14 protein-coding genes are annotated in these 19,713 nt (G+C 75.9%); 11 read left to right on the top strand and 3 right to left on the bottom strand.

The genetic code is table 11. The features are described from left to right. The first annotated feature begins 24 nt into the window (after positions 1 to 24). Both ACZ514_RS26175 and ACZ514_RS26180 read left to right on the top strand, forming a co-directional pair. The gene (locus ACZ514_RS26175) at positions 25 to 1,056 is read left to right on the top strand and encodes a 3-oxoacyl-ACP synthase III family protein (protein ID WP_468170447.1); all 1,032 of its coding nucleotides are present in this window, start codon (positions 25 to 27) and stop codon (positions 1,054 to 1,056) included. Then, positions 1,053 to 2,819, top strand: coding sequence for a 3-hydroxyacyl-CoA dehydrogenase family protein (locus ACZ514_RS26180; RefSeq protein WP_468170450.1), 1,767 nt, complete (start codon positions 1,053 to 1,055; stop codon positions 2,817 to 2,819). Before ACZ514_RS26175 ends, ACZ514_RS26180 begins: the two co-directional genes overlap by 4 nt. Here ACZ514_RS26180 and ACZ514_RS26185 read toward each other — a convergent pair. Continuing rightward, positions 2,816 to 3,331: a GbsR/MarR family transcriptional regulator gene (locus tag ACZ514_RS26185; protein ID WP_469125816.1), complete on the bottom strand. Its 516-nt coding sequence runs from the start codon at positions 3,329 to 3,331 to the stop codon at positions 2,816 to 2,818. The genes ACZ514_RS26180 and ACZ514_RS26185 overlap by 4 nt on opposite strands. An 82-nt stretch (positions 3,332 to 3,413) precedes the next feature. Between ACZ514_RS26185 and ACZ514_RS26190 the strand changes: the two genes are divergently transcribed. Then, complete coding sequence (locus ACZ514_RS26190; RefSeq protein WP_469125817.1) at positions 3,414 to 4,334, top strand: ABC transporter ATP-binding protein; 921 nt, start codon at positions 3,414 to 3,416, stop codon at positions 4,332 to 4,334. On the opposite strand, the gene ACZ514_RS26195 is transcribed toward ACZ514_RS26190, so the two are convergent. Continuing rightward, the gene (locus ACZ514_RS26195; protein ID WP_469125818.1) at positions 4,283 to 5,695 is read right to left on the bottom strand and encodes an AMP-binding protein; all 1,413 of its coding nucleotides are present in this window, start codon (positions 5,693 to 5,695) and stop codon (positions 4,283 to 4,285) included. The two genes, ACZ514_RS26190 and ACZ514_RS26195, sit on opposite strands and share 52 nt — an antisense overlap. 81 nt (positions 5,696 to 5,776) lie before the next feature. Continuing rightward, a complete protein-coding gene (locus tag ACZ514_RS26200; RefSeq protein WP_469125819.1) occupies positions 5,777 to 8,395 on the bottom strand; it encodes an AfsR/SARP family transcriptional regulator in 2,619 nt (872 codons plus the stop codon). Positions 8,396 to 8,642: 247 nt separating this feature from the next. On the opposite strand from ACZ514_RS26200, the gene ACZ514_RS26205 reads away from it, so the two are divergent. The 8 genes from ACZ514_RS26205 to ACZ514_RS26240 are packed head-to-tail and all read left to right on the top strand — an operon-like array spanning position 8,643 to position 19,693. After that, on the top strand, positions 8,643 to 10,448 hold the full coding sequence (locus tag ACZ514_RS26205; RefSeq protein ID WP_468699770.1) for a fatty acyl-AMP ligase: 1,806 nt from the start codon (positions 8,643 to 8,645) through the stop codon (positions 10,446 to 10,448). After that, on the top strand, positions 10,445 to 12,232 hold the full coding sequence (locus tag ACZ514_RS26210) for an acyl-CoA dehydrogenase (protein ID WP_468699771.1): 1,788 nt from the start codon (positions 10,445 to 10,447) through the stop codon (positions 12,230 to 12,232). Before ACZ514_RS26205 ends, ACZ514_RS26210 begins: the two co-directional genes overlap by 4 nt. Before the next feature lie 54 nt (positions 12,233 to 12,286). After that, positions 12,287 to 12,574, top strand: a complete 288-nt coding sequence (locus ACZ514_RS26215; protein WP_468170471.1) for an acyl carrier protein — start codon at positions 12,287 to 12,289, stop codon at positions 12,572 to 12,574. Then, positions 12,571 to 15,537 carry a type I polyketide synthase gene (locus tag ACZ514_RS26220; RefSeq protein ID WP_469125820.1) on the top strand — a complete coding sequence of 989 codons (2,967 nt, stop codon included), beginning with the start codon at positions 12,571 to 12,573 and terminating at the stop codon, positions 15,535 to 15,537. Before ACZ514_RS26215 ends, ACZ514_RS26220 begins: the two co-directional genes overlap by 4 nt. 5 nt (positions 15,538 to 15,542) lie before the next feature. Further along, on the top strand, positions 15,543 to 16,583 hold the full coding sequence (locus ACZ514_RS26225; protein ID WP_469125821.1) for a 3-oxoacyl-ACP synthase III family protein: 1,041 nt from the start codon (positions 15,543 to 15,545) through the stop codon (positions 16,581 to 16,583). Beyond that, positions 16,580 to 18,592 carry an HAD-IIIC family phosphatase gene (locus ACZ514_RS26230; RefSeq protein ID WP_469125822.1) on the top strand — a complete coding sequence of 671 codons (2,013 nt, stop codon included), beginning with the start codon at positions 16,580 to 16,582 and terminating at the stop codon, positions 18,590 to 18,592. Before ACZ514_RS26225 ends, ACZ514_RS26230 begins: the two co-directional genes overlap by 4 nt. Then, entirely contained in the window at positions 18,567 to 18,848 is a 282-nt protein-coding gene (locus ACZ514_RS26235; protein WP_468170483.1) for an acyl carrier protein, read from the top strand. Before ACZ514_RS26230 ends, ACZ514_RS26235 begins: the two co-directional genes overlap by 26 nt. Continuing rightward, positions 18,845 to 19,693 carry a 4'-phosphopantetheinyl transferase family protein gene (locus ACZ514_RS26240; protein ID WP_469125823.1) on the top strand — a complete coding sequence of 283 codons (849 nt, stop codon included), beginning with the start codon at positions 18,845 to 18,847 and terminating at the stop codon, positions 19,691 to 19,693. The genes ACZ514_RS26235 and ACZ514_RS26240 overlap by 4 nt, the downstream gene beginning before the upstream one ends. The last annotated feature ends 20 nt before the right edge of the window (positions 19,694 to 19,713 follow it).

The following is a 19,713-nucleotide window of genomic DNA, read 5'->3' on the forward strand; positions in this document are numbered from 1 at the left end:
CGCCACGGTGAGGAGCCGCCCGTCATGACAGCAATCGGAATTCTGGGCACCGGGTCGTACCTGCCTGCCGACACGGTCTCCAATCGGCTCGTCGCGGAACGGGCGGGGGTCACGGAGGACTGGATCCTGCGGAAGACGGGCATCCGGGAGCGCCGCTACGCGGCCGAGTCCGAGGCCACCTCCGATCTGGCGGTCGAGGCGGCGCGGGCCGCGCTGGACGCCGCGGGGATCTCGGCGGCGCAGCTGTCGTGGATCGTGGTGGCGACGTCCACGCCGGATTCGCCCCAGCCGGCCACGGCCTGTCTGGTCCAGCACCGGATCGGTGCGGTGAACGCGGCCGCCTTCGACCTGAACTCGGTGTGCAGCGGTTTCGTGTTCGGTCTGGTGACGGCGGCCCGGCTGCTGCCGGGACGGGACGGCGGGGCCGGCGGTCACGCCCTGGTCATCGGCGCCGACGTGTACTCCCGCATCATCGACCGGGAGGACCGGCGGACCGCCGTCCTGTTCGGTGACGGTGCGGGTGCCGTGGTGCTGGGCCCGGTGCGGTCGGGCTACGGGGTCCTCGGCTCGTACCTGGCCAGCCGTGGCGACCAGGCGGAACTGATCCACGTCGAGGCCGGCGGAAGCCGGCTGCCCGCCTCGGAGAAGACGGTCGCGGAGGGGCTGCACCACTTCAGGATGGACGGGCGCGGCGTACGCGACTTCGTGGCCGCCGAACTGCCGCGCGCGGTCGGCGAGGTGCTGGACCGGCACGGTATGGACCGCTCCGAGGTCGACCACTTCGTCCCGCACCAGGCGAACGGCGTGATGCTGGGCGAGACCGTGCCCCGCCTGGGCCTGCCCCGCGCCCGTACGCACCTCACCGTCGCCGAGCACGGAAACACCAGCGCCGCATCCATTCCCCTCGCCCTCGACGGGGCGTGCCGGTCCGGGGCGTTCCGGGACCGGGACGTCGTCCTGCTCGCCGGTTTCGGCGGCGGCATGTCCCTGGGCACGGTCCTCGTCCGCTGGGACGAGGAGGCGGCTCCCGCTCCCCGAAAGGACTCAGCAGCATGACGGCAGCATCCGCGGCACCCCTTCCCGGTGCCCTGCCCTTCACCGCGGTCGCGGTGATCGGCCTCGGAACGGTCGGATCCGCGCTGGCCCGTTCGCTCGCCTCGGCGGGCGCCCGGGTGGTGGCGGTGGAGGCCGACGGTGACGCCCTGGCCCGCGGCCGGGAGCGCGTCCAGCGCGGTCTGGAGGATCCGGCGGCCCGCGCCCGCGTCACGTACACGGCCGATCTCGCGGCCGTCACGGGCAGCGAGCTGGTCGTGGAGGCGGTGCCGGAGGACTTCGCGCTGAAGACGGAGGTGCTGCGGCGGGCCGACGGACTGTGCGGACCCGGGACGGTGTTCGCGACGACGACGTCGCTGTCGGTGACCCGGGTGGCGGCGGCGTGCGGGCGGCTGCCGCGCACGGTGGGCCTGCACCCGGTCGGGCACGCCCCGGAGGGCGGTGTGGTGGAGGTGGTGACCACGCCGCTGACCGAGCCGTCGGTGGGGCGGGCCGCCGAGGAGCTGGTGGGTGCGCTGGGCCGGACGGCCCTGGCCTCCAGCGACCAGCCGGGCTTCACCGGGGGCGGGCTGCTGATGGCCTACCTGAACGGCGCCGTCGCGATGTACGAGCGCCGTTACGCGTCGCGCGACGACATCGACGCGGCGATGATGCTGGGCTGCGGGCTGCCGCTGGGGCCGCTGGCCCACCTCGATCTGATCGGTCTGGACACGGCGCGCGACACCCTGCGCGGTCTGTACGAACAGACGGGGCAGGCGCGGTTCCTGCCGCCGCCGCTGCTGGACCACATGGTGACGGCGGGGCTGCTGGGCGCGAAGGCGGGCCGGGGCTTCCACACCTGGCCCGAGGGCCCGGCGGGTCCCCGTGCCGCGGCCGTCCCTCCGGAGGGCGGGGCGGGGGGTTCCGCGCGGCCGTCGCGGCCGGTGCGCAGCGTCGGGGTGATCGGTTCCGGCACGATGGCGTCGGGCATCGCCGAGGTGTTCGCCCGGTCCGGGTACGCGACGCGGCTGGTGGCCCGTACGGACGTCCGCGCGAAGGAGGCGCTGGACAGGATCGCGGGGTCCGTGGAGCGCGGGGTCAAGCGCGGCCGGATCGGTGCCGAGGACGGCCGGGCCGCGCTGGAGCGGCTGGTCCCGGCCGATTCCCTGGAGGCGGTTGCGGACTGCGACCTGGTGGTCGAGGCCGTCGCCGAGGAACTCGCCGTCAAGCGGGAGGTGTTCCGGGGGCTGGACGCCGTGTGCCGTCCGGGCGCGGTACTGACGACGACGACGTCGAGCCTGCCGGTGGTGGAGTGCGCTGCGGTCACCTCGCGGCCCGAGGACGTGCTCGGCATGCACTTCTTCAATCCGGCGCCGGTGATGCGGCTGGTGGAGGTGGTCGGCACGGTGCTGACGGCGCGGGACGCGCTGGGGACGGTCCACGAGGTGTGCGCGCGGCTGGGCAAGCACCCCGTCGGGATCGACGACCGGGCCGGTTTCATCGTTAACGCCCTGCTGTTCCCGTACCTCAACGGCGCGGTGCGGCTGCTGGAGGACCGCCGGGCGGTCGCCGGGGAGATCGACTCGGTGATGACGCGCGGCTGTGGCTATCCGATGGGGCCGCTGACGCTGCTGGACACGATCGGCCTGGACGTGTCGCTGCAGATCCAGAACAGCCTGCACGCCTCGTTCCGGGAGCCGTCGCTGGTGCCGGCCCGGCACCTGGAGCACCTGGTGGACGCGGGGTACCTGGGGCGCAAGAGCGGCCGCGGCTTCCACACGTACTAGGGCTGCCGGCGGGTCACGCGGGGGCCGCCGCGGTGGGCGCGCCAGCGGTCCATCAGCGAGTCCAGTTCCGCCTTCACGAAGTCGAAGAAGTCGGCCGTCTCCTCGGCCCGCAGGCCCGCCGGCGTGCCGGGACCGAGGACCTGGATCCCCTGCTTGAGGGTGGCCGCCCAGCGGTTGAGCATCTGGTCCCGGTTGGTGACCGCCTCGTACCAGAGGTCCGCGTGGATCCGGTAGATCTCCCGCCGCCCGCCCGGTGCCCGCTCGCGGCCGACCATGTGCACCTGGGCCAGGTAGCGGACCGCGCCCGATACCGCGGCCGGGCTCACCCTCAGCCGTTGCGAGAGCTCCGCGGCGCTCAGCGCGCCCGCGTCCTCGGCGAGCAGGCACGCGAAGACGCGGGAGGCCATCCGCGGCATGCCGGCGGCCACCAGGTCGGCGGCGAACCGTTCGACGAAGGCCGAGACCTCCTCGCTGTAGGCCCGCTGTCCGCTTTCACCGGCGCTCGTGTCCATGGTGTCTCCCCCGTGATCGATCGTCAGACGATCCCTTTCGCTATCTTCACGATATTCTGAAACTAAGGTATCTTCCGACAGTGTGATGAAGGCAATCGAGATTGCCGGACTGTACAAGTCGTTCGGCCGCACGCACGCGCTGAAGGGCCTCGACCTGACCGTCGAGAAGGGTGAGGTGCACGGCTTCCTCGGCCCCAACGGCGCCGGCAAGTCCACCACCCTGCGCATCCTCCTCGGCCTGATCCGCGCCGACCGCGGCCGCGTGCGGCTGCTGGGCGGCGACCCCTGGCGCGACGCGGTCGCCCTGCACCAGCGGATCGCGTACGTTCCCGGCGACGTGAACCTGTGGCGCAACCTCTCCGGCGGCGACGCCGTCGGCTTCCTGACGGGGCTGCGCGACAACACCGACCCCCGGCTGGCCAAGGAGCTGATGGAACGCTTCGAGGTCGACCCGGGCAAGAAGGGCCGCGCGTACTCCAAGGGCAACCGGCAGAAGCTCGCCCTGGTCGCCGCCTTCGCCGCCGACGCCGAGCTGCTCGTCTTCGACGAACCCACCTCCGGCCTCGACCCGTTGGCCGAGGAAGTCTTCCAGAGCTGCGTCGGCGAGGCCACCGACGAGGGCCGTACGGTCCTGCTCTCCAGCCACATCCTCGCCGAGGTCGAGGCGCTGTGCGACCGCGTCAGCATCGTCCGGGACGGGCGCACGGTCGAGACCGGCACCCTCGCCCGCATGCGGCACCTGTCGCGGACCTACGTCACGGCCGAACTCGCCGCACCCGTCGAGGGCCTCGAGGACCTCGACGGGGTCCACGGCCTGGAGGTGCACGGCACGGAGGTGACCGCCGAGGTCGACGAGGAGCACCTCGGCGCGTTCCTGCGGGTGCTGTCCCGGACGGGCGTGCGCAGCCTCGTCAGCCGGCCCCCGAGCCTCGAGGAGCTGTTCCTGCGCCACTACCGCCCCGAGGCCGAGCCGGCGTCCGCCGGATCCCCGGGGCCGGGCTGAGGGCCGCGGCGGCGCGGCGGCGCCGCCTCACCCCTCCCCGACAGCAGCAGCCCCTTGCGGGTCTTGCCCATCGCGTTGCGCGGCAGCGAGGCGACGAACCGCACCTCGCGCGGCCGCTTGTGCACCGACAGGCGCGCGGCCACGAAGTCCGTGAGCTCGGCCCCCGTCACCCCCGAGGCCACGACGAACGCCACGACGCGCTGGCCCAGATCGGAGTCCGGTACCCCGACCACGGCGGCCTCGGCCACGCGCGGGTGGTCCAGGAGCGCGTTCTCGATCTCGCCCGCCCCCATCCGGTAGCCCCCCGACTTGATCATGTCGACGGAGGCCCGGCCCACGATGCGGTGGGTGCCGTCCGCGTCGATCGCCGCGATGTCGCCCGTGCGGAACCAGCCGTCCTCGGTGTACGAGGCAGCCGTGGCCTCGGGCCGCCCCAGGTAGCCGGAGAACAACGTGGGTGCGGTCAGCTGGAGTTCACCGATCTCCTCCCCGGGCCCGGCCGCGATCCGCGTACGGACGCCGGGCAGCGGCGTCCCCACCGCGCCCGGCCGCAGCGGGCCGTCCGCGCGGCCGCTCACCGTGATCAGGGTCTCCGTCATCCCGTACCGCTCGACCGGCCGGCCGCCCGTCAGCTCCTCCAGGCCGCGGAAGACCCGCTCCGGAAGCGGGGCGCTGCCCGAGACCAGCAGCCGTGCGGAGCGCAGCGCCCGGGCCCGCTCGGGTTCCCCCACGACGCGGGACCACACGGTGGGCACCCCGAAGTACAGGCTCCCGCCCGCGCCGGCGTACGCGGCCGCGGTGGGCCGGCCGGTGTGCACCAGGCGGCTGCCGGTGCGCAGCGCGCCGAGGACGCCGAGGACCAGGCCGTGCACGTGGAACAGCGGCAGCCCGTGGACCAGGGTGTCCTCGGCGTTCCACTGCCAGGCCCCGGCGAGGGCGTCCAGGCCGGCGGTGATGGCGGCGCCGTCGAGGACGACGCCCTTGGGGGCGCCGGTGGTACCCGAGGTGTACAGGATCATCGCGGGGGCGTCGGCCGCCGGCGCGGGGCCGCTCCAGGCGGCCCGGCGGGCGAAGTCCACCGTGACGGGGCAGGCGCCCGAGTCGCGCAGGACGTGCTCGCGTTCGGCGACGCCGGCGTCGGGCGGTACGGGCACCACGGGCACCCCGGCCAGCAGGCAGCCGGCCACCGCGGCGACGGTTTCCAGGGAGGCCGTGGCCTCGACGGCGACGGCGGGGGCGCCGGCCACGTCGGCGGCCACCGCCCCGGCCGCGCCCAGCAGTTCCTCGTACGAGGCGGTCCGGCCGGCGACGGTGACCGCGTCCGCACGGTCCCCGTACACCCCTTGCAGCGCCGTGAGCACGGATGTCTCTCCTTACGTCGGTACGTGGCGACGCGTGGCGCGTCGGTCGGTCGGTCCTGCGGCGGTACGGCCGCCCGCGGCTCAGGCGGCGGCGCGCAGGCGCCACACCCCGGGCCGGGTCTCCGTCCAGTCCGGCAGCGGAAGGCCGCCGCGCACCTGGCGCAGCCAGCGGACCGCGTACGCCTCGCGCCGCCGGTCGCCGAGCCGTGCCGCCAGGGCCAGGCACTGCGCGAAGTGCGGCTCGGCGGCGGCGGGGCCCTCGGTCTCCAGGGCGAGCAGGGCCCGGACCCGGCGGGCCTCGTAGTGGTCGCGGGGGGCGGCGGGCGCCGCGTCGAGGACCTGGCCGATCAGCCGGGCGGCCTCCGTGACGGCCGAGGATTCCAGGCTCAGTTCGGCCAGGCCCGTCAGGGCGCGGTCGCGCTCGGGCCGGGCGTCGGCGCCGTCGGCGGCCCTCAGGGCGCGCCGGTAGAGGCCGCGGGCCGTGTCGGTGCGGCGGCGCTGCCAGGCCAGGTCGCCGAGCGAGCACAGCAGCCGGGACTGGGCGCCGAGGTCACCGGAGTGCTCGGCCGCGTCCAGGGCCCGGGAGTGCGCGCGTTCCCAGTCGTCCCAGGCCGCGTGGGCCTCCAGGGGGGCGGTGAGGCCGTCGGCGAGGCGCACGGTGTGGACCCAGAGTCCGGCCGCGTGGGCCCGGTCCAGGACCGAGGTCAGGGCGGTGCGGCGGTGCGCGAACCACTCGGCGGCGTGCGGCAGCCCACCGGCCTCCTGTGCCTCGGCGGCCAGGGCCCCGGCGAGCCGGGCCACGGCCCGCGCCGCCTCGCCGGGGGGCTCCTCGGCGTCGAGGAGCTCGCCGGCCAGCAGCCGCCACAGCACGTGCAGGCGGTAGCCGCCGCGCGGTCCGGCGCGCAGCAGCCGGGCTTCCACGAGGCTCTCCAGCAGGGCTTCGGCGGCCGGTTCGGGGGTGCCGAACAGGGCGGCCGCGTCGGCGGTGGGGAAGGGGCCGGCGGGCAGCAGTCCGAGCAGCCGGAAGGCGCGCCGCACGGGTTCGCCGGCCTCGTCGTACGCGCCGCGCAGGGCCGCGTCCAGACCGGGGTCCGCGGAGCGCAGCTCGGGGAGCCGGGCGTGTTCGTCGGACAGCCGGGCGGCCAGGGAGGCCACGCTCCAGTGCGGACGCGCGGCCAGCCGGCCCGCGAGGGCCCGTACGGCCGAGGGCAGCCGCCCGCAGGCCTCGACGACGGCGGCGCAGGCCCCGTCGGGCCCGTCGTCCTCCCCCTCCCCCTCCCCGCCGCGCCCCGAGGCGGTCAGCAGCAGCCGGCGGGCCTGGGCCGGGGCGAGGACGTCCAGCAGGTGCGCCCGGGTGACCGGGAGGGCCGGGGTCCGGCGGGCGGTCAGCAGCGCGGTGCTGCCGGGGGTCGTGGGCAGCAGGGGGCCGGCCTGCGCCGCGCCGGCCGCGTCGTCGAGCACGAACAGCATCCGGCGGCCCCGGGTGAGGCGCTCCAGGGTGCGGCGCAGCCCGTCGAGGTCCTCGGGCAGCGGCCCGGTGACCCGGCAGCGGAGCAGCAGCCGGGTGAGGGCGGCGGCGGGGTCGAGCGGTGCGCCGGTGTCGTCGCGCAGGGACAGGAAGACCCGGCCGTCGGGGAAGAGGTCGCCGGCGCGGTGCGCGGCGGCGAGGGCGAGGGCGGTCTTGCCCGCGCCGGAGGGGCCGGTGAGCGCGACGCAGCCGCCCGCGGGGACGTCCCGCAGGAGCGTCTCCAGCGCGGCGAGGTCCTCGTCGCGTCCGGTGAACAGCGGGTCGGGGGCGGGGAGTTCCCACACCGGCCCGGTGACCGGCGGCAGTGCGGGGTCCGGCCCGGCGGGCGGCGCCGCGCTCGGTGCCGCGGCGGGGGCGGGGGCCGCGGCGGGGGCGGCGGCCGCGCCCCGGCCGCCCGCGGGGCGCAGCAGTGCGGTGTCCCCGTCGAGGATGCGGCCGTGGAGCTGCTGGAGGGGCGGCCCCGGCTCGATGGCCAGTTCGTCGACGAGGGTGCGCCGCAGCCGGGCGAAGACCTCCAGCGCGTCGGCCTGCCGGCCGGTGCGGTAGAGCGCCACCATCAGGTGGGCGTGGAACTCCTCGCGCATCGGCAGCTCCGCGGCGAGCGCCCGCAGTTCACCGACGAGGTCGTGGTGGCGGCCCAGGTGCAGGTCGGCCCGGATGCGCTGCTCCAGTGCGGCCGTGCGCAGTTCGCCGAGGCGGATGGCGGTGCTGCCGAGCACCGCCCCGTGGGGGGTGTCGGACAGCAGGGGCCCGCGCCACAGCGCGAGCGCGCGGCGCTGGAGGTCGGCGGCGGCGCCGGCGTCCTGGCGGGCCATGGCGGCGCGGCCCCGGGCGTGCAGGTCCTCGAAGGCGGTCAGGTCCAGCCGGTCCGGGTCGAGCCGCATGAGGTAGCCGGGCGGCCGGGTGACCAGGCAGTCGCGGCCCGCGTCGGGGTCCGCGGCGTGCAGGAGCTTGCGCAGCTGCGAGATGTAGACCTGGAGCGTGGTCGTCGCGGTGCGCGGCGGGTCCTCGCCCCACAGTTCGTCGATGAGGCTGCCCACGGACACGATCTCGTTGGGCCGTACGAGCAGCGTCGCGAGGACCACGCGGATCTTGGCCGCGCGGGGGGTGACGCGGTGCGCGTACGGGCCGGCCGCGTCCACCTCCAGTGGCCCCAACACCCGAAATCGCATGCAGCCCCCGTTCCTCGGCACTCCGGTGGCGCGGGTGGCGGCGGACTCCCCCCGCTCCGGCCCTCGCCACCCTAGGGCCGGGCGCACCCCCGGCTTCGGACAGCCGGACCCCTGATCCGGCGCCGCGCACCCTGGCCCGGGACCCGCAAGCCAGGCTTTAGGGGCGGTGTGGAGCATGCCGAGGCGTTGGCGGCAGGGGCGCCGGGCGTTCGGCAGTTGCCCCGGGTGCGCCAGAAGGGGGCTGACGTTGACTGGATTCGCTACGTTCACCGAGGTGCTCCGCGGCCGGGCCGCGGTTCTCGGCGAGCGCGACGCTCACGTGTTCCTCGGTGACGCCCCGGGCGCCGCCGCCGAGCACCTCACGTACGGGGAGCTGGACCGGGCGGCCAGGGCCATCGCGGTACGGCTGCGCGAGCACGGCGCCCTGGGGCAGCCGGTGCTGCTGCTGTACCCGCCGGGCCCCGGGTTCCTGAAGGCGTTCGCCGGCTGTCTGTACGCCGGTGCCGTCGCCGTGCCGGCGCCGCTCCCCGGTGACCGGGGCGAGCGGCTGCAGCGCGTGTCGGGGATCATCCGCGACACCGGCGCGCGGCTGGTGCTGACCGACTCCGCGCACGCCCCCGACGTATCGCTGTGGCTGGCCATGGCGGGCCGGGGCGAGACGGTGTGCCTGGCCACCGACGTGGAGGAGGGGCTGGACGCCGGGGCCTGGCAGCCGCCCCGCACCGGCCCGGACGACCTGGCGTTCCTCCAGTACACCTCGGGTTCGACCTCCCGTCCGCGCGGGGTGATGGTCAGTCACCGCAACCTCCTCGCCAACATGGAGGCCATGCGCGGCGTCCTGGGATCGACCCCCGGGGACGTGTTCGGCAGCTGGCTGCCGCACTACCACGACATGGGACTCGTCTGTCATCTGCTGCACCCGCTGTGGCTGGGCGCCTCGTCGGTGCAGATGTCCCCCACCGCATTCGTCAAGCGGCCGGTGCGCTGGCTGCGGTCGATCGGCGAGTACGGGGTGACCATCGGCGGCGGCCCCAACTTCTGCTACGACCTGTGCCTGCGCCGGATCACGGACGACCAGCTCGCCGGCCTGGACCTGAGCAGCTGGCGGCTGGCGGTCAACGGCGCCGAACCGGTGCGCCACCGGACCCTGGAGGCTTTCGCCGAGCGCTTCGCCGCGGCCGGTTTCCGCCGCGGGAGCCTCTTCCCGGCCTACGGGCTCGCCGAGGCCACGCTCGTCGTGTCCGGCGGCACGCCCGGCCGCGGCCCGCGCACCCTGACCGTCGACGCGGCCGGCCTCGAGTACGACGAGCTGCGCCCGCCGCGCCCCGGCCTGCCGGTGCGGACCCTGGTCGGGAGCGGCACCGTACGCGGCTTCGACGTGCGGATCGTGGAGCCGGTGGTCGGCCGCGAGCTGCCCGAGGGGCGGGTCGGGGAGATCTGGGTGCGCGGCGACAGCGTCGCCCAGGGCTACTGGCGGCGTCCCACCGACACCGCCCGCACCTTCCACGCCATGGTGGACGACGGGGACAGCGGCTTCCTGCGCACCGGAGACCTCGGGGTGATCGACGGGGACGAGCTGTACGTCACCGGCCGCCTCAAGGAGATGATCATCCTCAACGGGCGCAACATCTACCCGCAGGACGTCGAGTGGGCGGTGCGCGAGGGGGAGCCGGCCCTCGGGGCCGGCCAGGGCGCCGTCTTCACCGTGGACGCGGACCGCGAGCAGCTCGTCGTCGTGCACGAGGTGCGCCCCGAGACCGCGGACTGGGAGACGCTGCGCGCCCTCGCCCGGCGCATCCAGGTCCTCATCGGCCAGGACTTCGACGTGCCCGCGGCCAACGTGCTCCTGGTGCGTCCCGGCACCCTGCGCCGTACCACCAGCGGCAAGATCCAGCGGACCCTGATCCGCAAGCTGTTCCTGGAGGGCGGGGTCAGCGGCGAGTACGAGGTCCTCGACCCGGCCGTGCACGCCCTGGTCCGGCCGCGCGACAGGCTGCTCGGCAACGACCTGCTGCGGCCCTCCGCCCGCACCGCCGCGGAGACGGCGTGGTGAGCACCGTCGCCGTCGCCGCCGGACCGGCCCCCCGGGCGCCGGTGCGGCGGCCCGCGCCGTCGCCGGAGTCGACGAGCGGCCGGGTCCGGGCCGCCGCGCTGGAGACCCTGCTCGGCGACCCGGCGGAGCCCGCCAACCCGGCCGGGCACGGCGCGCTGCTCGCCTCCGACCGGGCGGCCGCGCTGTCCCCGGAGGCGGAGGGGCTGCTCGACGGCTTCGGGATGCACCGCGAGTTCGTGCCGCGCGAGCTCGGCGGCCGCTTCGACTCCCCCGAGGGCCTGCTGCGGGTGATGCGGCCGGTGTTCCGCCGGGACGTCTCCCTCGGCATGGGCTACGGCATGACCACCTTCATGGCCGCCTCGGACGTGTGGATGCGCGGCAGCGAGGAGCAGCGGTCGTGGCTGGCCGGCCTGCTGCTGGCCGGTTCGAAGGCGGCCATAGCCCAGCACGAGACCGCGCACACCAACGACTTCGTGCGCAACCAGATCTCCGCGGACCTTGCCCCCGGCGGCGGCCTGTCCCTCACCGGGGCGAAGCCGGTGGTCAACAACCTGCACCGGGCCGACGCCCTGGTGCTGTTCTGCCGTACCGGCGGGCACTTCCCCGGCGGGACGCAGAGCGCCCTGCTGCTGGACCCGCGCACCCTGCCGGCCGGCCGCTACCGCACCGAGCGGCGCCCCGCCGCGCTGGGCCTGCGCTCCTGCTTCTTCTCGGGCGTGCGCTTCGACGACTGCCCGGTGCCCGCCGACGCCCTGCTCGGCGCGCCCGGCAGCGGCGTCGCGACCTCGCTGCAGTCGTTCCAGATGAGCCGCACGCTGATGGCCTCGCTGTCGGTGGCCGCCGTGGACACCAGCCTGCGCACGGCCGTCCTGGTGGACCGTCAGCGGGGGCCCGGCGCGGCGGGCACGGCGCCGGTGGACCCGCAGCACACGGCGAACACCCTGACCGGCGCCTTCGTGAACCTGCTCCTGTACGACTGCCTGGCGGTCGTCGCCACCCGGGCGCTGCACCTGCTGCCGGCCGAGACCAGCGTGTACTCGGCTGCCGTGAAGCTGCTGCTGCCGCGGGTGCTGATCGAGACGATGTACGACCTGTCCACCGTGCTGGGCTCGCAGCTGTACACGCGGGACGGCACCGTCGGCGTCCTGCAGAAGCACATCCGGGACGTGCCGGTGATCAGCCTCGGCCACGCGGGGACGGTCGCCTGCCAGGCGACGGTCATCCCGCAGCTGAAGCACCTGGCGAGCCGCTCCTGGTTCGCCGAGGAGGAGGCACCCGCCGCGCTGTTCCAGCCCGACGCGCCCCTGCCGGCGTTCCGCTACGACGCCCTCGCGCTGGCCGGCGGACGCGACAGCCTCAGCGCCTCGCTGCTGGCGGCCGCCGCGGAACCGGCGGGCCGCGACCCGGTGGAGCGGGCCCTGCGCACGATGGCGGAGCACCTGGTGGAAGAGCTGCGGGACCTGCGCCGGCGGGTCCTCGCACTGCCGCCGCTGGACGGGGGGACGCCGGTGGGGCCGGCCTGGTTCGCGCTGACGGACCGCTACGTGCTGGTCCTGGCGGCCGCGGCCGTGCTCGGCGTACGCCGCCACAACCGCCACGGCCTCGACCCGTTCCTGGCCGATCCGGCCTGGGCGGCGGCCGCCCTGCACCGCATCGCGTCCCGGCTGGGCACCGCGCCCGTGGAGCTGCCCCCCGCGTGCCTGGCGCGCGTCCACCAGGAGGTCCTGGCCCGCTTCGGGGACCGGCGCAGCTACGACCTGCACAACACCCCGCTTCCCGGCTGACGGGCGACGGCCCCGACCACCGCCCCCCCTAGCCCGCACGCAAGGAGTCCAGGGATGTCCCTGCCCGTGTCGCCGCACAGCGCGGCCCCGCTGCACCACTGGCTGACCGACCGCCTCGCCGTCTACCTCGACCGGCTGCCGGAGAGCATCGACCCCACCGTGCCGCTCGCCGAGTACGGCATGGACTCGGTGGGGGCGCTGAGCCTGTGCGGGGACATCGAGGACACGTTCCGCATCGCCGTGGACCCGTCGCTGGCCTGGGACCACCCGACCGTGGTCGCGCTGGTCGCCCACCTCGGCGCCCGGGGCGTGACGGTTCCGGCCGCGGAGGTCTCCCGGTGAGTGCCGCCTCCGTCGCCCTGGTCGGGCTCGACTGCGTCTTCCCGGGCGCGCCGGGCCCCGACGCCTACTGGGACCTGCTGATGCGCGGCGGTGACGCGACCGGGGAGCAGCCGGGCCCGCGCAGGTTCGGGCCGGGGTACGAGACGCCGGTGCGCGGCGGTTTCATCGACGACGCCGACGTGTTCGACAACGACTTCTTCACCGTCTCGCCGCGCGAGGCCGCGGCGATGGACCCGCAGCAGCGGCTGCTGCTCCAGTGCGCCTGGCGGGCGCTGGAGGACTCGGGGCGCTCCCCGCGGTCCCTGGCGGGCGGTGACACCGGGGTGTTCGTCGGCATGATGGGCAGCGAGTGGGGGCAGCTGCACCTGGGTGACTACGGGCGCGTGACCCCGCAGCTGGGCGCCGGGTCCAGTGCCGGCATGGCCGCGAACCGCGTCTCGTACCACCTGGACCTGAAGGGGCCGAGCCTGTCCGTGGACACGGCCTGCTCCTCCTCGCTGGTCGCCGTGCACCTGGCGGTCAACTCACTGCTGTCCGGGGAGTGCGGGACGGCGCTCGCCGGCGGGGTCAACCTGGTCCTGACGCCGGCGCTGGGGCTGGTGTACGCGCAGATGGGTCTGGCCTCGCCGGACGGCCGGTGCAGGCCGTTCAGCGCCGACGCGAACGGCATCGCACGCAGTGACGGCGTCGGGGTGGTGGTGCTGCGGCGGCTGGAGGACGCGCTCGCCGACGGGCAGCGGGTCTACGCCGTCATCCGGGGCACCGCCGTCAACCAGGACGGGCGCAGCAACGGCGTCACCGCGCCGAACCGGCACTCCCAGCGGGAGGTCGTCGCGGCCGCGTACCGCAGGGCCGGGGTCACCCCGGACCAGGTGCGGTTCGTCGAGGCGCACGGCACGGGTACGGCGCTCGGCGACGTCATCGAGTGCGGGGCCCTGGGCGAGGTGCACGGCGTACCGCGCGAGGAGCCGTGCGCGATCGGCTCCGTCAAGGGCAATCTCGGGCACACGGAAGGGGCCTCGGGCATCGCCGGGCTGATCAAGGTGGCGCTCGCGCTGCACCACCGGATCGTGCCGGCGAGCCGGTTCGCGGACCGGGAGAACCCGCAGCTGCGGCTCTCCGAACGGGGGCTGGCCCTGCTGAAGGTCCCGGTCCGGCTGCCCCCCGGTGAGGTCGTGGCGGCCGTGAGCAGCTTCGGCATGGGCGGGACCAACGCGCACGCGGTCCTCGCCGCCGCACCCCGTACGGCCCGTACCCGGCGCCGCCGGGCCGGGGCCGCGCCGGCCGGGGTGTTCACGGTCTCGGCCGACACCCCGGAGGCGCTGCGCCGCAACCTCGCCGCGCAGGCGGAGGCGGTGGCCTCCCGCCCGCGCGGGGACGCCGCCGCGCTGTGCTGGACCAGCAACCGGGTCAAGACGGGGCTGCCCTACCGGGCGGCGTTCACCGCCACCGACACCGTCGAGCTGGCGGCGGCGCTGCGCGGGGCGGCCGAGGACGGACGGCTCGCCGCCGGGATCGCCGACCGGGCCTGGCGTCCGCCGGTCATCGGGTTCCTGTTCACGGGCCAGGGCGTCCAGGAGCCGGGGATGACGGCCGCCCTGTACCGGCAGTCGCCGCTGTACCGGCGCCGGCTCGACGAGGCCGACGCGGCGCTCGCCCCCCACCTGGGCGGCTCGGTGCGCGATCTGCTCCTCGGCGGGGATCCGGCCGTGCACCGCACCCGCTGGGCGCAGCCCGCCCTGTTCGCCGTCGGCCACGCGCTGGCGGCCACGCTGAGCGGCCTCGGTGCGGGTCCGCACGTCGTACTGGGGCACAGCGTCGGGGAGTTCGCGGCCGCCGTGGCCGCCGGGGTGCTCACGCTGGACGGGGCGGCCCGGCTGGTCGCGGAGCGGGCACGGCTGATGGACGCGCTGCCCGAGGGCGGCGGCATGCTGTCGGTGCGGGCGGGGCGCGAAGCCGTCGAGGAGTTCCTCACCACCGGTGCGGGGGTGTCCCTCGCCGCGGTCAACGGCCCGGGGAACACCGTGCTGTCGGGCGGGCTCGCGGCGCTGGAGCGGGTCGCCGCCGTACTGCGCGGGCGCGGTACGCACTGCCGTGCGGTCGGCGTCTCCCACGCCTTCCACTCGCCGCTGATAGCCCCCGTCCTGGAGCCGCTGGCCGCCGCTGCCGCGGGCATCACACCCGCCGCGCCGCGCGTCCCCGTCGCCTCCACCCGGTACGGGCGGCTGCTGGCCGACGAGCCGATGGACGGCGCCTACTGGGCGGGGCAGGCGGCCGGGCCGGTGCTGTTCGCGGACGCGCTGGCCGACCTGGTCGCGCGGACCGCCCCGACCGCGCTGGTGGAGATCGGCCCGGCGCCGCAGCTGATCCAGCTGGCGGGCCGGTCCGGGCTGGCCGACGGGATCCGGCTGCTGCATCCGGCGCCGGGCCGGGACTCGACGGCCCGGGACCTGGCCGAGACCGTCGCCGCCCTGTACCGCTCCGGGCTGGAGCCGCGGTGGGAGGAGCTGTACGAGCCCGCCTGGCGCACGACCGAGCGGCTGCCCCCGTACGCCTTCTCCACCGAGCACCGCTTCTGGCACACCGCGGCCGCCCGCCCGGCGGCCCCGGCGGACCCGGCGGCTCCGTCCGCGCCCCCGGCCGCCTCCGGCGCGGCGGCGACGGCGACGGCCCTCGCGGACGCGGGCGAGCGCGGCGGTTCCGAGGACCCGGTGCTGGCCGCCGTGGTGCGTGCCGTGGTCGAGGTGGGCGGTTATGCGCCCGAACGCGTCGGCCGGCGGTCCCGCTTCTACGAGGACCTCGGCTTCGACTCTGTAATGATCATGCAACTGAAGGACCGGATCGAGACCTCGCTGCCGCAGGCCGGCGGCATCGCGGTGCAGCAACTGCTGCCCGCGCTGCGCTCGGTGGGGACCCTGGCCGACTTCGTCGGCGAGTGGATCAGTGTGGGGGTACGACCGTGACACCTGTGACCGAGACCGCCCTGTACGTCGTGGGCACGGGCACCGCCCTGCCCGGTGACCCGGTGGACAACGCCACGCTGGGCAAGGTGTTCGGGATCAGCGAGGAGTGGATCGACCTCTTCGTGGGGACCCGGAGCCGGCACTTCTGCTGGGACCTGGGCACCGGCATCCTCACCCACAGCCTCGCCGACCTGTGCGCCGAGGCCGCCGGGCGTGCCCTCGCCGGCTCCGGGCTCGCCCCCGCCGACCTCGACTTCCTGATCCTGGCCACCGCCACGCCCGACACCCTGCTGCCCACCACGGCGACCGTGGTCGCCGACCGGCTGGGCCTCAGTCACCTGCCCGCCTTCCAGCTCCAGGCGGGCTGCTCGGGTGCCGTGCAGGCGCTGGACGTGGCCCGCGCGCTGCTCGCGGGCGGCCACCGCGCGGGGCTCGTCGTCGGCGGGGACGTCACCGACCGGTTCCTCGACCCGGAGCGCGAGGCGGTCAGCCTGCCCACGGAGGAGCTCGTCAACTACGTGCTGTTCGGCGACGGGGCGGGAGCGGCCGTGGTGGCCGCGGAGCCCGTCGGCGAGGCCATCGCCGTGCGGAGCCTGCTGCACCGTTTCACCGGGCGCGGCCGCGCCCCCGGCCAGATCGTCGACTGGCAGGGCGCGGCCCGCCCCGCCGCCGGCCGGCAGATGCTGTTCGAGGACTACAAGGCCATCGAGGAGAGCGTTCCCGCCATGGCCTCGGAGATCTTCTGGGAGCTGCTGGCCGACGCCGGCTGGCGCCGCGAGGACCTCGACTACGTCCTTCCCCCGCAGCTTTCGGGGCGGATGACGGCCCGCATCACCGAGCACATGGACGTGGCGGAGCTGCGCGAGGTGTCGTGCGTGGCCGACACCGGGAACACCGGCAACGCCCTGCCCCTGATCCAGCTCGACCGGCTCGCCGGAGAACTCGGCGACGGCGAGCGGGCCCTGGCGGTGGTGGTCGAGTCCAGCAAGTGGATCAAGGGCGGGCTGGCGCTGGAGCGCGTCCCGGAGCCGGGGACCGCCGGATGACCGCCCCCGCCGCCCCGGCCGCGCCCGGTCCCGCCGACCCGGCCGCCCCCGCCGGCCCCGCCCCGGACGCTCCCACCACGGCCGCCGACCCGGTGCGGGAGCTGCGCGCCCTGCACCGCGCGGGCCGGCTCGCCGGGGAATGGCCGCGCGTCGCCCCGCTGCTGGCCGAGCTGACCGACCACGGGGACCGGGAGCCCGAGGCCGTCCGTACCGACCTGGTGCGCGCCGGCCGGGTCCTGGCCGCGCTCCCGGCGGCGGACGTCCTCGCCCGCCATCCGGACACCCCCCTGGTCACGGTGGCCGTCACCGGTCACTCCACCCTGGCCCAGCTCACCGACCCGCTGGTCGCCGAGCTGGCCCGGCACGGGCTGCTCTCCCGGGTGCTGTCCGGGGACCACGGCGCCTACCTGCGCGACCTGCTCGACGGCGGCGATCTGCGCCGTCGGCGGCCCGGCCTGACCCTGTGCGTACTCGACGCCGACGCCGTCTTCGACGAGCTGCCGGAGCCCTGGACCGGGCAGGACGTGGAGGCCGGCTGTGCCCGGCTGCTGGAGCGGCTGCGCGCGGTCACCGCCGCCCACGCGGCGGACGCGGCGGGGCCGCTCGTCCTGAACACCCTGCCCCTGCCCCGGATCCGCCTCCAGCAGCTCGTCGGGCAGCGGGAGCGGGCCCTGCTCGGAGCGGTGTGGCGGGAATTCAACGCCCGGCTGCTGCGGCTGGCCGACGAGCACCCGGCGGTGGCCGTGGTCGACCTGGAGCCGCTGATCGCCGAGGGCGGCCCGGCCTGCGACCCCCGCCTGGCCCTGTATACGCACGCCCCGTACACGGAGCAGCTGCTCGCCGCCTACGCCCGGGAGGCGGTGCACGTGCTGCGCGCCCACCGGGGCATGACCCGCAAGTGCCTGGTCCTGGACCTCGACGGCACCCTGTGGGCGGGGATCCTCGGCGAGGACGGCCCCGAGGGGATCACGGCCGCCGCCGGCACCCTGGCCGGGGAGCCGCACGCGGCCCTGCAACGCACCGCGCGGCAGCTCGCCGCCCAAGGGGTCCTGCTGGCCGTCAGCAGCAAGAACGATGCCGGTCCGGTCCTCGGCGTGCTCCGCGACCACCCGGACATGGTGCTGCGCGAGCGGGACTTCGTACGCGTCCACGCCCACTGGGAGCCCAAGGACGGCAGCCTGCGGGACATCGCCGCCGCCCTCGGCATCGGAACGGACGCGCTGGTGTTCGCCGACGACTCCCCCGCCGAGCGCGCCCTGGTGCGGGCCCGGCTCCCCGCCGCCGCCGTGGTGCCGCTGGGCACCGAACCGGCCCTGCACGTCACCCGGCTGCTGGCGGACGGCTGGTTCGACACCCCCCGGCTGACCGGCGACGACCTCGCCCGCACCGCCCGCTACCACGAGGCCGCCGCCCGCGCGGAGCTGGAGCAGGGCAGCGGATCGTACGAGGAGTACCTGCGCGGTCTGGGCGTCCGCGTCCGGATCGCGCCGCCACGGCCGTACGAAGCCGACCGGATCGCCCAGCTGTCGCTGCGCACCAACCAGTTCAACCTCACCGGTGAACGGCTCGGCGCGGACCGCGTCGCCGCGCTCGCCGCCGACCGCGCGTGCCTGCTGCTCGGGGTGCACGTCGGCGACCGGTTCGGCGACAGCGGCCTGGCCGGCGCGGTCCTCGGCCGGTACGCGGACGACGGGCTGCACCTGGACGGCTTCTGGCTCAGCTGCCGGGTGTTCGCGCGCGGGGTCGAGCAGGCCGTCCTCGCGACCCTGCTGGCGCACGCGGCGGACCGCGGCCTGCCGGCCGTGCACGCCCGGCACCGGCCGACCGCCAAGAACACCAGGACGGCCGGCTTCTACCCCTCACTGGGCTTCGCCGAGACCGCCGCGGACCCCGACGGCTCACTGCGCTACCGCCACGACCTGGCCGCACCGCCCTCCGTACCCGACCACTTGACCATCGACGCACAGCTCGGAGGGGACGACGATGAGCCTGCCGGAACCACCCGCTGATCTCCCGGGCTTCCTCGCCCTGATCAGTGACGAACTCGGACTGGAGCTGACCGAGGAGCAGGCCCGCGCCGACCTGGACACCCTGCCGTCCTGGGACTCCGTGCACCTGCTCCGGCTGGTCATGCTGATCGAGCAGGAGACGGGCCGCCGCGTGCCCGTCTCCGCCGTGCTGCGCGCCCGCAGCATCGCGCAGGTCCACACCGAGGTACTGGCCGCCTCCGGCGCCCGGCCCGCGGCCCGGGGCGGTGCGCGGTGACCGCGCCCGCGTCCGTGGCCCCGGGCGATCCGATCGCGGTGCGCGCCGACGGCACCGACTGGGGGGCGGTCCGCGCGGACCTGCGCACCTACGGGACGGCCCTGGTGTACGGCACCCTCGCCAACTGGCGTCCCCGGAACGCCGACGGGCCCGCCCTGCGGGCCGTGCTGGGCCGTGACTGGGCCCGCTACAACGACATCGCGCACGAGGACATCCGGGAGCGGTACGCGGCGTCGCGCAGGCTGCTCAAGCACGCGGCCGCGGCGGCCCTGCACGCGGACGCCGCGGACCTCGAACTGACCTACGGGCCCACGGGACGCCCGTACCTGCGCGGCTGCGACCAGATCGACATCAGCCTCAGCCACACCGGGGACCTGCTGCTGGTGGGCCTGACCACGCGCGGGCTCGTCGGCGTCGACGCGGAGCTCGCGGACCGGCAGATCTACAGCAAGGGCCTCGACCGGCACATCTGCACCCCGGCCGAGCGCCTGCACCTCGCCGGGCTGGACCCGGAGCGGCGCAATCCGCGTCTGGTGCGGCTGTGGACCCTGAAGGAGGCGTACAGCAAGGCCATCGGACAGGGCATGCAGTTCCGGTTCACCGAGTTCGGCTTCGGGCCCGACGACCGTCCGGCCCGCGTGCACCGGCCCGACGGCACCCCCGGCGCGGGCGCCGAGTGGGCCTTCCGCACGTACGGCCTCGACGTCGGCGGTGTCGCGTTCTGCGTCAGCGCGGCCGTGTACGACGCGGGGCTGGGCCGCACCCTGGACACCGAGATCACCACCATGCTCGACGCCGAGGCCGCCGACGCCCTGGGGCGCGCGCTGCGGGCCGCCACCGGCTGACCGCTGCCGCGGCGGCCGCG

Source organism: Streptomyces sp. NPDC034086, from assembly GCF_055575515.1.